This is a genomic window from Nibrella saemangeumensis (assembly GCF_039541915.1).
Lineage (GTDB): Bacteria > Bacteroidota > Bacteroidia > Cytophagales > Spirosomataceae > Nibrella > Nibrella saemangeumensis.
Genome location: NZ_BAABHD010000012.1, coordinates 67,557 through 79,988 on the forward strand (window position 1 = coordinate 67,557; position 12,432 = coordinate 79,988).

Sequence of the window (12,432 nt, forward strand, 5' to 3'; positions counted from 1 at the left end):
AGGATGACGAATTAACCCGGCAAATGTACACAAAATACCGGGTTCGGCATCTATCAGTACAACCCTGTTTTCGGCGGAAATGTTCGCCGAAAACAGGGTTCTTCAACGCCAAAAATTCCGCCGGATTATGCAGCGCTATAGCTGAATATCAGTTACCTTAGCACTCGTTTTTCTGAACCCTTCTCATTTTATGAAATCAGTTACACGCGCACTTTTACTGGCATTCGTTGTCCTCACATCCAGCGTGGCCGTCGCCCAGAACCTGGCAGCCGAAGCGGTGAAAAAGCAGGTGATCCAGTTTGTGCAGGAGTTACGCCCCGACCAGCGGGCGCGGGCCCTCAGAACCTTTAGCGACTCTGCCCGCACCCGATGGAATAATTTACCGGTTGGTCTGGCTGCGCGGTCTGGGATCAGCCTGGGCAATCTGACCATCAACCAGCGAAAACAGCTTCACCGCATTCTATCGGCCGCCTTAAGCTCACAGGGCTATCTGAAGGCCACGGGTATTATGCACCTTGATAACCTCCTGAATCAATACTACGACACGCTGCTGGTCCGGAAGGAAATCAACGAAACGATGCACAAACGAATGCGGGACCTGAAATGGGAGCACCAGAATTTCTTTACTGCCATTTTTGGTGACCCGGCGGGCCAGCAACCCTGGGCGCTTAAACTGGAGGGGCACCACCTGTCACTGAACCTGACATTTACCGGCAACCAGCTTGCCGTAACCCCCATGTTTTTGGGCACCGACCCTGCCGAATACGGAATTTCATCCTACGCCGGCTGGCGCGTGTTAGGGCAGGAGGAAGACTACGGCATTATGCTGATCAATGCCCTCTCCGCCGACCAGAAGAAAGTGGCAACGATGAGTACAGCCGTGCCCGGTGATATTATCACTGCAGCCAACAGCAACAAGCGGCTGATCGACTACTGGGGCCTGAAAGCCTCAGCGATGACACCCGAGCAGAAGAAACTGCTGCAGTTCATTGTGCATGAGTATGTCCATAACCTGGACAGGGATAAGGCCGATGTCGAATACGAAAAGATCAGCAAAGCTGGCTGGGATAACGTTTATTTCGGATGGATCGGCAGCTACCAGGAAACCGAGCGCCATTATTTTGTCATCAATGGCCCCACATTCCTAATAGAATTCGACAACAGCGGCTTTGGAAACCAGGCGAACCACATCCATACCATCTGGCGCGAAAAAGGCAACGACTTTGGCGACGACGTGCTCAGAGACCATTACCAGTCACACAAGCATTAACTCTTTTCAACCCGCGTTCCCTCATCGACCTGAATAATGTATGCCTGACCGCCTTCCCGTTCAATGGCTTCGGCAACGGTCTCCGCATGGTCGGGAGCGTAAGCAAACATGCAGCCACCTCCGCCGGAACCGTTGATCTTACCGCCCAGGGCGCCGGCTTTCAGGGCAGCTTCTAGCATTCGGTCTATTTTGGGCGTCGAGATCCGCTGGGCAGCGCGCAGGTTTTCCTGATGGTCACTCAGGAGTCGGCCAAGCCGCTGGTGATCGAGCAAAGGAGTTTGCAAAACAGTTAAGGCTTCACGGAGGATATCCCGGTTAGCGAGCGTACCTTTCAGCAGAATATACTCGTCTTTGGTGAGCATATCCTTAAACTCACCTACTTCTGTAATCTCAGAATTATGCAGTGAAAAGTTGTGATTAACACTGTTAACTTTGGTTAAAATGCTACCCATGCCATAGCGGACCCGACCCAGAATACCGATGGTATCTTTGGGCTCAAGGGAGTCGCCCAGCACAAACGTACCGAGAGCTGGCTTTAGCTCCGTCAACTGAATGGAAGGAACCGATTCCAGGTAAATTACATTGCCAACGGCCGTCGAATAGTGGTCCATCATGCCGCCCGGCTCGCCAAACTCCAGTACCTCGGCTGCGTTGGCCCATTCGGCCAGTTGGGCCGGGGCTATCTCACGGGGCGAATCGGCCAGCCGGCTCAGGATATTCAGCCAGGTGACAATCAGAGCCGATGAACTCGACGTACCGGAGTTGATCGGAATTGTACCCCGAACGGTGGCTTCGATGCCTTCTGAAAAGGTGAAGCCCTTGCGCAGGAGCAGGTTTACCGAACTTTTGTAATAATCCCGTTCCTGCTGGTAGGAGAGTTGCTGACCGTTCAACGCAAACTGTTCAGCCTCGCCGATATCGGGCAAATGCAGGTGAATAACCTGCTGCCGAATACGCTTCGCTGTTATACTGATGCGACAGGATATAGCTGCTGCAATGACGGGTAGTCCTAAATAATCCAAGTGTTCGCCAAACAGGCAGATACGGCCGGGTGTGGATGCGGTAATCATACGTTTCAGGGTTCAGGTTTCAAGTCTCAGGTGTCAGGTTTGGCGGAAGGTAAATCTCAAACTTGACACCTTAAACTTGAAACATTAACGGTTTACCAACTCGTCTTTTTGTGTCCGGCTACTGCGTAATACAAGATGTATGCGAAGAGGGGGAGGAGCAGGGCATAGGCGAGTTTGGGGCTGACGGCATCCGTCAGATAACCATGCAGCAATGGTAAAAGTGCACCACCGGTAATACCCATGATGAGTAGTGCCGACCCGATTTTAGTAAAACGACCCAACCGGTTGAGGGCCAGCGGCCAGACGGCCGGCCAGATGGGGGCATTGGCAAAGCCAAGCAGCGCTACGCACAAAACAGATGTAAATCCTGACGTGAGCAGGGCGGCTATGGTCAGCACAATACCCAGAATGGCTCCAAAAAGCAATGCATTCTGCTGGGAAATAAATTTGGGAATCAGGAAAATCCCTAAAATATACCCGGCTAGCATGCCGTAAAGGGTATAGGCCGTAAAATACTTAGCCTGTTCGTTACTGAAGCCGATCGCAGTTCCGTAGTTGATAATGGTATCCCCGGCAATTACCTCCGCACCAACATAGCAGAACAGGGCCAATACCCCCAATACAAGGTTTGGAAATTGCCAGACGCTGGTGTGGTGAGTAGCGGCCGCCGTATCTCCATCCTGTTCTTCAGAAACCTCCGGCAAATTGGAGAAGCGGATCAGCAACGCCAGTACGGCCAGAATACCGGTCAGAATAAGGTACGGTGTTACCACTTTTTCGAGACTGGCCGAGCCCGCAGCCGCATTGGCGCCGGTCAGCAGTAAGCCGCCGAAGATGAACTGGCTGATAATGCCGGCCAGTTTGTTGGCCACGCCCATCACGCTGATTCGCTGAGCGGCACTCTCACGGGGACCCAGGATCGTCACGTACGGATTGGACGCTGTTTGCAGGATGGTAAGGCCAATACCAATTAGAAAGAGCCCAACCAGGAACAAGGGATACGAGAGCGCATTGGCCGCCGGTACGAACACCAGAGTTCCCAGGGCCATAATGATCAGACCAAGAGACATCCCATTTTTGAACCCGGTAATTTTCAGGATCCGGGAGGACGGAATGGCCATGATCGTGTAGGAAATGAAAAAGGCAAAGGCAACCAGATTCGACTGGAACGTGCTGAGATTAAAAGCCTGCTTGAAAAAAGCGATCAGGACGCTGTTTACCCAGGTAACAAAACCGAAGATGAAGAACAATGCCCCCACGATCAGGAGAGGGCCAATATAGTTTTGTGATTTTGCCGGTGCTTGCGTTGGTGTCATTGTACAGGTGTTAAAATTTAAATACAGGTCAGGTTAGGGTTCTAAAAATTGATGCCGTAAAAAAAGGAAAAAAATCCCTCATTCGACACTATTCCGGCCGAACAACCATTTTTATCTCTACCGAAATATGGTTTGGGAACGAAACCCAAATGCGGGTCGTTTAACAAATGATGTAAAAAGGTCTGTTTAACTTTTGTGGAAGAAAAGTTGAACAAAATAAGAAAGGCCACTGTTATAGCAGTGTAACACTCCCATAAGCGCCCTGACCACACGCTTGACGGTGTTTGAGTGTAGTACACAACCTTTGTACGGGCTCAGCAACGGTAACCGGTTCTGTTAAAACCTATGAATAAACCGCGAGTTTCGGTGTTCCGCAAAGAACACTTTAATGCAGCGCATCGCCTGTACAATCCGAACTGGTCCGACGAAAAAAACGAACGGGTATTTGGCAAGTGCAGTAACCGGAATTATCACGGACATAACTACGACCTTATTGTGCAGGTGACGGGACCAATTGATCCCGAAACGGGTTATGTTATCGATATGAAATACCTGAGCGATGTGGTGAAGGAGCTGATCATCGACCGGTTCGATCACAAAAACCTGAATCAGGATACTGTCGACTTTCAGGACCTGAACCCATCGGCTGAAAATATTGCCATTGTTATTTATCAACTAATACGTGACCAACTGGATCCCTCGCTGGACCTGAAAATCAGACTGTATGAAACCGAACGGAACTTTGTTGAATTCCCTGCCAGCTGACGATATTCACATCAACCATCCTGATTTTCGGCAGGAGGTAATTACGGCGGAAGAGGCTGAGGAAATGGGTGAGGCTCACGTAGCAACTTCATTGGATACTCCCCTGCGGGACGATGCCTTTGATCTGGACGATAACCTGAAAGTCGAACTGATTGAAGAGCACTTCCGGGAGATTATGAACATTCTGGGTCTTGACCTGACCGACGACAGCCTGAAAGGTACGCCGAAGCGGGTTGCCAAGATGTTTGTGAAAGAGGTATTCAGCGGCTTAAACCCGAAGAATAAACCCAAAGCGACCCTGTTTGAGAATAAATATCAATACAACCAGATGCTGGTTGAAAAGGATATTACGCTGCATTCGTACTGCGAGCACCATTTTGTACCCATTTTGGGCAAAGCGCATGTGGCGTATATCTCCAGCGGTAAAGTGATCGGTTTATCCAAACTAAACCGTATTGTGCGGTATTTTGCCAAGCGCCCGCAGGTTCAGGAACGGCTCACCATGCAGATTGCCGACGAATTAAAAAAGGTGCTGCAGACCGATGATGTAGCCGTGATCATCGACGCTAAGCACTTGTGCGTTTCGACGCGTGGTGTGCATGATACGGATAGCTCAACGGTGACGGCGGCCTACTACGGTAAGTTTAAGGAAGAGGCTACCCGGCAGGAGCTTCTGAGGTATATCAGTAACCGGAATGCAACAATTTGATTTCACAACGGATTGTACTGGCAATACCGGAAGGGTTGGAGGTTCCAGCCCTTTTTTATTGATCATCCACTAACTTATTTTCCTGATGCAGGGTAAGTCTATTTTTATTGTTGGAGCCAGTTCCGGTATTGGCCGGGCGCTGGCCGAGATGCTTCAGACGCAGGGTGCCACCTTGTTTACAGCCGGAAGAACCCAGCCGGAAGGTATTCAATCGACCCACATGAACTGGGATGTAACGCAGCCGGTCGGCGACAGCCTGAGCCAGCTGCCTGAGGTGTTGCACGGATTGGTATATTGCCCCGGCACCATCAACCTGAAACCGTTTCAGCGGCTCGACCGGGAAGCGTACCAGGCCGACCTGGATGTGAATGTGCTGGGTGCCGTAGCCGCTATTCACGCAGCCTATCCGGCGCTTAAGAAATCGAAAGCGGGCAGTATTGTCTTGTTCAGCACGGTGGCGGTCAAACTGGGGATGGGCCTGCACTCGTCGGTAGCGGTTTCCAAAGCGGCTGTGGAGGGGCTGACCAAATCACTGGCGGCTGAATTCGCACCCTACCTGATTCGGGTTAATGCCGTTGCGCCTTCATTAACAGATACGCCATTAGCCCAAAACTTACTGGCAGGTGATAAGCGCGATGCCGCCAACAAACGCCATCCGCTCAGCCGCATTGGCAGCCCGCAGGACATTGCCGCCATGGCTTCTTACCTTCTTTCTGACCAGGCAGCCTGGATTACCGGGCAGGTGATTGGGGTCGATGGGGGAATGGGGAATTTGAGGTAGTTAAGAGTTATGACGGGGCCGCCGGGCGGCCCCGTCATAACTCTTAACTTAAACGACCGGTCCCACCCGATCCAGCAGCGCCTTGGTTTTGCGGATGCCTTCATATTCGTCCATTTTGCCTTCGTACTCAATACCGACAATACCTTTGAAGCCAAAGTCTTTGATCATTTTCAGCATGCGGTTGTAGTCGATCTGGACTTCGTTGCCAGCGGCATCGAAATCGTGGGTTTTTGCGCTGATGCCTTTGGCATAAGGCAGCATTTCCTGAACGCCTTTGTAGCGGTCGTATTCCTCAGCGCAACCGTCTTTACTCCGTTGAATACAGAAGTTGCCGAGGTCGGGTAAGGTGCCGCAATTCTTTTTGTTGACCTGCTTCATCACATTGGCCAGCCACTGCCCGTTGGACGAATACCCACCGTGGTTCTCCACAATGACATTAATGCCGTACGGCTGCGCAAATTCCGATAAACGGCCTAAGCCATCAATGGCGGCTTTGGCAACATCTTCAGCCGTGCCCTGGCCATAGGCATTCACCCGAATGGTTTTGCAGCCCAAGGTTTTAGCGGCTTCTACCCACTTGTAGTGATTTTCAACGGCTTGCATTCGTTTTTTCTCATCCGTATCGGCCAGGCCACCTTCTCCGTCGATCATAATCAGGTGATTGCGGACGCCATTGTCTTTGGCGCGACCCAGCAGTTCTTTCAGGTACGTAGCATCTTTTGCTTTGTCCTTAAAGAACTGGTTTACATACTCCACAATATCAATCCCAAATTCTTTTTTGGCAATGGCCGGGAAATCGAGGTTATCGATCTTTTTCGCAAATAAGGCTTTGTGCAGTGACCATTCGGCCAGTGAAATCTCGAAGAACATCTTTTTCTTAGCCGTCTCCGCTACTAAAGGGTTTGAAAGGGACGCTAAGCCAGCGACTGCACCGGCTTGCATCAGGAAAGATCGTCTATCCATGTCAAAATTAGGTTAGGGTAAAACCAGGGCGAAAATTACGGAAGCTTCCGCAAGAAAAAAAGGCTGATCGTAAAGCAATCAGCCTTTCTATTATGAATACAACCTGAATAAAATCGTAGCGTGACAAAGTTGTTAAGGACAACTTTAGCATCGTGTAATGTTATAATTTTTCTGGGAATTAGTCAATAAAAAGAACATAAAAATTTCCTCGGCCATTTTGTTGTACACGCTAAGTTGTAGGAAAGGGTTGCTCGGGAATGGCCGGTTGGAAGGGCACAAAATGTTTCTGGTTAACCGTCAGATTGTCGGCGGTCCATACAACATCCTTAATGAACGGGAATTGCCGTACCGGGCAATCGGCTACCTGACAATAGTGGCAGCATTCTTTCAGGCATGGATCAGCATGCACAAAAATTTCGACCTCGCTTGGAAATCCGCTTTTCAAAATATTTTCAAAGCGGTTTACCTCATCGTGGGCTTCTTTTAATTCCCAATAGTACGGTAGCGTAAGGTGGCAATCGATGTGCAGATCGGAGCCATACTTTTGTACCCGGAGGTTATGCACATCAATCCAGTTCTGTTTTTTGTTTGCGTTGAGCGTCTCGACCACCCGTACCAGCGTAGGCGTATCGGTTTCGTCCATCAGGCCGGCTACCGATTGCCGCACCAACTGCCAGCCATTGTAGATAATAAGTAGTGATAACGCTAACGCCAGGGCACTGTCAATCCAGGTCTGCCCCGTCAGCCAGACTAGCCCAACACCCACCACCACCACTAAACTGCTGATACTATCGGTCAACAAGTGGCGGCCGTCGGCGGTTATCGCCAGCGAGTGCGTTTGGCGGCCGGTTCGCATCAGGCCCCAACCCAGCAGAGCGTTTACGGCCGTTGCTACAGCGATTAGGGCAATACCCCAGTCGAGATTGGTAATCAGATTGGGTTCAAAGAAACTTAAAACTGCCTGATAGATGATGAAGAACCCGGCCATAACAATAAGGCCGCCTTCAAAGCCGGAGGAGAAGAACTCAATTTTTCCGTGGCCGTACGGATGATTCGTGTCGCGCGGCTGACCAGAAAGGTAGATGCTATAAAATGCAAAGCCACTGGCCACGACATTGACGATCGATTCCAGCGCGTCTGTTAAGATAGCCGTCGATGAAGTAAGGTAGTAGGCTGTTAATTTGGTTAGTAGCAGCACAATACTAACGCCAAAAGAAAGCGCCATCCACCGGTATTTTATTTGTTGAGAAGTTGGCATTAAAGGGAGACTATAGTATTTTAAATGTAAAATTAACCTATAATACCGAAATTGTTTGTAATTTCGTAATATGAACGTCACCGACAATCCTTGGAAAACGCTCACGTCGTCAGTTGCTTACGAAAACAATTGGCTGACTATCAAACACGAGGAGGTCATTACACCCGCCGGTACACCCGGTATTTACGGGGTGGTCAGCTTCAAAAACAAAGCGGTTGGCGTAATTCCTATTGATAATGAGGGAAATACCTACCTGGTTGGCCAATATCGCTATCCGTTAGAAGAGTATTCGTGGGAAATACCGGAAGGCGGCTCGCCTGTTGGCACCGATGCGCTGGAGTCGGCCCGCCGGGAACTACAGGAAGAAACCGGATTGATAGCGAACCGGTGGACACAGATTGCCCGCATTCATACGTCGAACTCTGCTACCGACGAAGAAGGATTCCTCTACATCGCCGAAGATTTACAGGAAGGTGATCAATCTCCCGAAGAAACTGAAGATTTACAGATAAAAAAGGTACCGCTTGCGGAGGCCGTTCAGATGGTAATGAACGGTCAGATTACCGATTCGTTGAGTGTCTGTGGGTTATTGATGGTAGCCCGTCTAAAAAACTTGTAACAACCGTACTTAAAACTTATGCAACCTGTCTTGTATGGAGCCATTACCGGCGTACTGCTGTGCCTAACGTTCGGAACGGTCTTCTTTTCCTTACTCCAGAACAGTGTCGAGAACGGCTATCGGGCCGGAATTAAAATTACCCTAGGCGTTGTGGTTTGCGACGCTATTTTTGTGATTTGCTCCCTGTTCGGTACGTCGTTTCTGCCGAAGATCAATAATTTCGAAAACTATGTGACCGTGGTGGGCGTGGTCTTTCTGATCGCAATGGGTTTGGCTAATTTATTCAAGCAGACCCCGCGCCTGGCTTATCCGAAAACCCGCTTCGGCGATTTTATGTATTACTTCAGCACGGGCTTCCTGCTGAACGGTCTTAATCCGATCAACTTCGTGAGCTGGGTTACGCTGGCGGCTTATACAAAAAATTCTCTCCATTACACGTTTGCCGAGCAGACCAGCTTTATGGTCGCGAGTTTGTTTGGTATCCTGGTGGCCGAATCGTCGCTGGCCATTTTTGCCCACCGGCTGAAGCGGTTTTTTACCCCTCGCGTGGTAACGATCTTCAACCGGACCACCGGAATGGTATTTCTTTTTGTAGCCGCTCAACTGGTTTACACCCGCCTGTATCAGCCGCTGCTGAGCTGGGTGCATTGGTGATTTTAGTAGGCAGTTGGCAGTGAGCAGTAGGCAGAATAAGAAAGCACCGTTCTGGCGCTAATTTCTGCTCACTGCCAACTGCCTACTGTTCTTTCACACTCCGCGCTGCCTGCGCATCAATGCCCTGCTTCTGGAGAAACGTTTCCCAGTCGGCGACCAGATTCTTTTTGAGCACGCGGGGAAATTTATGCTGGCCACCCAGTTTTCCTTTGGCTTCCATCCACTTGTAGAACAGTTTAGACGGTACCACCGTCACAAAAATATCTTTGAGAGCGTGCCGGCGTTCTACGGCATAGTCATCGTTCAGTTCCTTCAGTTTAGCGTCTATATTATCCCGAACCTTGTCGGCGTCAACCGGATCATCGCTGCCGATAAACCAGTGATGGGCAAACAGCGTATCGTACGAAATACCCGCTACGGAGAACTCCCGCACATCGATACCCATTTCTTCCGAGACCAGTTCGATAGCCTTGTTCATGTTATCGACCGACAGGTGTTCTCCGCATAGACTCAAGAAATGCTTGGTGCGACCGGTAATAACAATTTCGCTGCGGGCTTTGGAAACAAACCGGACGGTATCGCCGATGAGGTAACGCCAGGCGCCGGAGCAGGTAGTAAGAAGAAGCGCGTATTCCTTGCCTTCCTCTACCTCATCGATCATCAATGTTTCCGGATTCGCTACGATTTCCCCATCTGCCGTGAAATTCTTATCATTGAACGGAACGAATTCATAGAACAGGCCATTGTTGAGTACCAGTTGCATGCCTACCGCATTGGGGTGAGTCTGGTAGGCAATAAAGCCCTCAGATGCCAGGTAGGTTTCGATATACGTTATGGGTCGGCCGAGGAGTTTTTCAAAGCCCTTTTTGTACGGTTCAAACGAAACGCCACCATGGCAGAAAACCATCAGGTTAGGCCACACATCATGAATGGTTTTAACCTTATAGTGCGCGATAATTTTCTCCATCAGCAATTGAATCCAGGCCGGAACACCTACGATAAAACCAATGTCCCATTGGCGGGCCTTTTCCGTAATCTCATCCAGTTTCAGCGCCCAGTCGCGTTCCTGTGCGATCTTTTTGCCCGGTTTATAAAACTGCTGAAACCAGAATGGAATCTGACTGGCCGTAATGCCGCTCAGGTCCCCCTCGAAGTGATTACCCCGAAAGCTCAGGGTGGTGCTGCCACCGAGCATCAGGAACCCTTTTTCGTAAAGTTTTGCAGGCAGATTCTGGTATCGGGACAACGTAAGGATCTGCCGGATGCTGGTTCGCTGAATGGCTTTCGACATAGCCTTGGTGACCGGAATGTATTTGGAGGCTGCCTCCGAGGTACCGGAACTGAGGGCAAAGTACTTGACCCGGCCGGGCCAGGTGATGTCTTTCCCGCCGTCGAGGGTCCGGTGCCACCAGTCTGCAAACATTTTGTTGTAGTCGTGCACCGGCACTGTCTCCCTGAATTTACGGTAAAACTCCTTGTCCTTGCCAAATACCACCAGATTCAGAATTTCTTCAAAATCATATTTCTGACCAAACTCCGTATTGCGGGCTTTTACCAGAAGTTTGGCAAATACCTTTTGCTGTGCTTTTTGAGGGTTTATTTTCCTGGGCCGAACGGCATCCGTCAGCCGGATGCTGCGTTTCAGCAAATTTCCCAGTAGCGCCATAAGCGTTCTGTTAGTGGGTTAATTAAAAATTCCAGTTGCTCATCTGCTGCATGGTCTCATAAGCGGTCATATCGTACTGACACGGCACCACCGACGTATAATTCTGAGACAATGCAAACTCATCCGTATCTTCACCTGGATCAGAGTTTATAAACTCGCCGGCCAGCCAGAAGTACCGGCGGCCGTGCGGGTCACGTCGTTCGTCGAAAATCTCCTGCCATTTGGCGCGTGCCTGACGGCATATCCGTATGCCCTGTAAGGGAGCGCTGCTACGGCTGGGAAAATTCACATTTAAGGCCACTCCCTTCGTCAGGCCGCGTTCCAGTACGTTCCGGGTAATGCTGAGTACGTGTTCATGCGTATGGTTGAAATCCGGCTGCCGGCTAAAATCATTCAGCGAAAAGCCAATGGCCGGAATGCCCTCTATCGCTGCCTCAATGGCCGCCGACATCGTACCCGAGTACAGCACGCTGATGGACGTGTTGCTGCCGTGGTTAATGCCGCTGACGACCAGATCCGGAGCCCGGTCCTTCAACACATGGTGTTTGGCAAGTTTCACACAATCGGCCGGGGTGCCAGAGCATTCATAGGCTGGCACGTCCGGAAAAATATCGGTCGGATACAGCCGGAGTGGATATGATATAGTGATGGCGTGCCCCATTCCCGACTGTGGACTGTTTGGTGCCACAACGACCACATTGCCAAGTTGTTTCATTAAATCTATCAATGTCCGGATACCGTGCGACGTAATGCCATCGTCATTGGTGACTAATATCAGGGGCTTATGTTCGGGCATGTGCTGGTTGTTTAGTTACTTTGCCGGGCCGACAAAATTACAAAATCACCCCCGAAAATGAAGGTAAATCTTCGAATTGCCACCGTAGACGATATTCCGGCTATCATTCGTATGCAGGAACAGACCTGGGAACCAACCTATCGGGAAATCTTATCCAGAGAGCAAATCGATTATATGTTTGACCGAATGTATTCGGATTCATCCCTAAAAGAGCAGATGACTCAGCTTGGGCATACCTTTGTGGTCGCAGAAGAGGACAGCGTTGTATTAGGATTTGCTTCCTTTAATCGCATCGATGCCACTAAGCAAGTATATAAACTCCAGAAAATATATGTGCTTCCCGGCACCCAGGGGAGTGGTGTTGGTCGGCTGCTGCTGGATGAGGTGGAATCTCAATGCCGGGAACGGGGTGGCCAAACGTTATGGCTGAACGTGAACCGCTACAACCGGGCCATAACTTTTTACAAACGTCAGGGTTTCAGCGTCCTCCGCGAAGAAGATATACCCGTGGGGCCGTACTGGATGAATGATTACCTGATGGAGAAGGCGTTGGAGTAGGCAGTTC

The 12,432-nt window shown here is 50.2% G+C and carries 13 protein-coding genes; 7 read left to right on the plus strand and 6 right to left on the minus strand.

Annotation, left to right across the window (positions count from 1 at the left end; all coding sequences use genetic code 11):
• Nucleotides 1-190: 190 nt before the first annotated feature.
• The gene (locus tag ABD949_RS05595) at nucleotides 191-1,270 is read left to right on the plus strand and encodes a DUF3500 domain-containing protein (RefSeq protein WP_345241446.1); all 1,080 of its coding nucleotides are present in this window, start codon (nucleotides 191-193) and stop codon (nucleotides 1,268-1,270) included.
• Here ABD949_RS05595 and ABD949_RS05600 read toward each other — a convergent pair.
• Together ABD949_RS05600 and ABD949_RS05605 are read right to left on the minus strand one after the other, a co-directional pair.
• A complete protein-coding gene (locus ABD949_RS05600) occupies nucleotides 1,267-2,340 on the minus strand; it encodes a mevalonate kinase family protein (RefSeq protein ID WP_345241448.1) in 1,074 nt (357 codons plus the stop codon). The genes ABD949_RS05595 and ABD949_RS05600 overlap by 4 nt on opposite strands.
• A gap of 92 nt (nucleotides 2,341-2,432) precedes the next feature.
• Nucleotides 2,433-3,656, minus strand: a complete 1,224-nt coding sequence (locus tag ABD949_RS05605; protein ID WP_345241450.1) for a sugar MFS transporter — start codon at nucleotides 3,654-3,656, stop codon at nucleotides 2,433-2,435.
• 345 nt (nucleotides 3,657-4,001) lie between these two features.
• On the opposite strand from ABD949_RS05605, the gene ABD949_RS05610 reads away from it, so the two are divergent.
• From ABD949_RS05610 to ABD949_RS05620, 3 genes are all read left to right on the plus strand, one after another.
• Nucleotides 4,002-4,421 carry a 6-pyruvoyl trahydropterin synthase family protein gene (locus ABD949_RS05610; RefSeq protein ID WP_345241451.1) on the plus strand — a complete coding sequence of 140 codons (420 nt, stop codon included), beginning with the start codon at nucleotides 4,002-4,004 and terminating at the stop codon, nucleotides 4,419-4,421.
• Nucleotides 4,381-5,130, plus strand: coding sequence for a GTP cyclohydrolase I FolE (folE, locus tag ABD949_RS05615; protein ID WP_345241452.1), 750 nt, complete (start codon nucleotides 4,381-4,383; stop codon nucleotides 5,128-5,130). The genes ABD949_RS05610 and folE overlap by 41 nt, the downstream gene beginning before the upstream one ends.
• A gap of 85 nt (nucleotides 5,131-5,215) precedes the next feature.
• Nucleotides 5,216-5,911, plus strand: coding sequence for an SDR family NAD(P)-dependent oxidoreductase (locus ABD949_RS05620; protein WP_345241453.1), 696 nt, complete (start codon nucleotides 5,216-5,218; stop codon nucleotides 5,909-5,911).
• 48 nt (nucleotides 5,912-5,959) lie between these two features.
• Here the strand turns inward: ABD949_RS05620 and ABD949_RS05625 are convergent, their stop codons facing one another.
• Nucleotides 5,960-6,874 carry a sugar phosphate isomerase/epimerase family protein gene (locus tag ABD949_RS05625; RefSeq protein ID WP_345241454.1) on the minus strand — a complete coding sequence of 305 codons (915 nt, stop codon included), beginning with the start codon at nucleotides 6,872-6,874 and terminating at the stop codon, nucleotides 5,960-5,962.
• A gap of 229 nt (nucleotides 6,875-7,103) precedes the next feature.
• A complete protein-coding gene (locus ABD949_RS05630; RefSeq protein ID WP_345241455.1) occupies nucleotides 7,104-8,132 on the minus strand; it encodes a cation diffusion facilitator family transporter in 1,029 nt (342 codons plus the stop codon).
• 70 nt (nucleotides 8,133-8,202) lie between these two features.
• On the opposite strand from ABD949_RS05630, the gene ABD949_RS05635 reads away from it, so the two are divergent.
• Together ABD949_RS05635 and ABD949_RS05640 are read left to right on the plus strand one after the other, a co-directional pair.
• Complete coding sequence (locus ABD949_RS05635; protein ID WP_345241456.1) at nucleotides 8,203-8,751, plus strand: NUDIX domain-containing protein; 549 nt, start codon at nucleotides 8,203-8,205, stop codon at nucleotides 8,749-8,751.
• An 18-nt stretch (nucleotides 8,752-8,769) separates the two neighbouring features.
• Nucleotides 8,770-9,405 (plus strand): LysE family translocator, encoded by a 636-nt coding sequence (locus ABD949_RS05640; RefSeq protein ID WP_345241457.1) that lies wholly within the window; start codon nucleotides 8,770-8,772, stop codon nucleotides 9,403-9,405.
• Between the two features lie 82 nt (nucleotides 9,406-9,487).
• On the opposite strand, the gene ABD949_RS05645 is transcribed toward ABD949_RS05640, so the two are convergent.
• The gene (locus tag ABD949_RS05645) at nucleotides 9,488-11,071 is read right to left on the minus strand and encodes a GH3 auxin-responsive promoter family protein (RefSeq protein WP_345241458.1); all 1,584 of its coding nucleotides are present in this window, start codon (nucleotides 11,069-11,071) and stop codon (nucleotides 9,488-9,490) included.
• A 22-nt stretch (nucleotides 11,072-11,093) separates the two neighbouring features.
• On the minus strand, nucleotides 11,094-11,867 hold the full coding sequence (gene surE, locus ABD949_RS05650) for a 5'/3'-nucleotidase SurE (protein WP_345241459.1): 774 nt from the start codon (nucleotides 11,865-11,867) through the stop codon (nucleotides 11,094-11,096).
• Between the two features lie 57 nt (nucleotides 11,868-11,924).
• On the opposite strand from surE, the gene ABD949_RS05655 reads away from it, so the two are divergent.
• Entirely contained in the window at nucleotides 11,925-12,425 is a 501-nt protein-coding gene (locus ABD949_RS05655) for a GNAT family N-acetyltransferase (protein ID WP_345241460.1), read from the plus strand.
• Nucleotides 12,426-12,432 lie beyond the last annotated feature (7 nt).

Excerpts from the sequence above, each read along its gene's own strand:
- ABD949_RS05640 (WP_345241457.1), top strand. The coding sequence starts at position 8,770 with ATGCAACCTGTCTTGTATGGAGCCATTACCGGCGTACTGCTGTGCCTA.
- ABD949_RS05605 (WP_345241450.1), bottom strand. The coding sequence starts at position 3,656 with ATGACACCAACGCAAGCACCGGCAAAATCACAAAACTATATTGGCCCT.
- folE (WP_345241452.1), top strand. The coding sequence starts at position 4,381 with ATGAAACCGAACGGAACTTTGTTGAATTCCCTGCCAGCTGACGATATT.
- ABD949_RS05655 (WP_345241460.1), top strand. The coding sequence starts at position 11,925 with ATGAAGGTAAATCTTCGAATTGCCACCGTAGACGATATTCCGGCTATC.
- surE (WP_345241459.1), bottom strand. The coding sequence starts at position 11,867 with ATGCCCGAACATAAGCCCCTGATATTAGTCACCAATGACGATGGCATT.
- ABD949_RS05635 (WP_345241456.1), top strand. The coding sequence starts at position 8,203 with ATGAACGTCACCGACAATCCTTGGAAAACGCTCACGTCGTCAGTTGCT.
- ABD949_RS05630 (WP_345241455.1), bottom strand. The coding sequence starts at position 8,132 with ATGCCAACTTCTCAACAAATAAAATACCGGTGGATGGCGCTTTCTTTT.
- ABD949_RS05600 (WP_345241448.1), bottom strand. The coding sequence starts at position 2,340 with ATGATTACCGCATCCACACCCGGCCGTATCTGCCTGTTTGGCGAACAC.
- ABD949_RS05625 (WP_345241454.1), bottom strand. The coding sequence starts at position 6,874 with ATGGATAGACGATCTTTCCTGATGCAAGCCGGTGCAGTCGCTGGCTTA.
- ABD949_RS05595 (WP_345241446.1), top strand. The coding sequence starts at position 191 with ATGAAATCAGTTACACGCGCACTTTTACTGGCATTCGTTGTCCTCACA.
- ABD949_RS05610 (WP_345241451.1), top strand. The coding sequence starts at position 4,002 with ATGAATAAACCGCGAGTTTCGGTGTTCCGCAAAGAACACTTTAATGCA.
- ABD949_RS05645 (WP_345241458.1), bottom strand. The coding sequence starts at position 11,071 with ATGGCGCTACTGGGAAATTTGCTGAAACGCAGCATCCGGCTGACGGAT.
- ABD949_RS05620 (WP_345241453.1), top strand. The coding sequence starts at position 5,216 with ATGCAGGGTAAGTCTATTTTTATTGTTGGAGCCAGTTCCGGTATTGGC.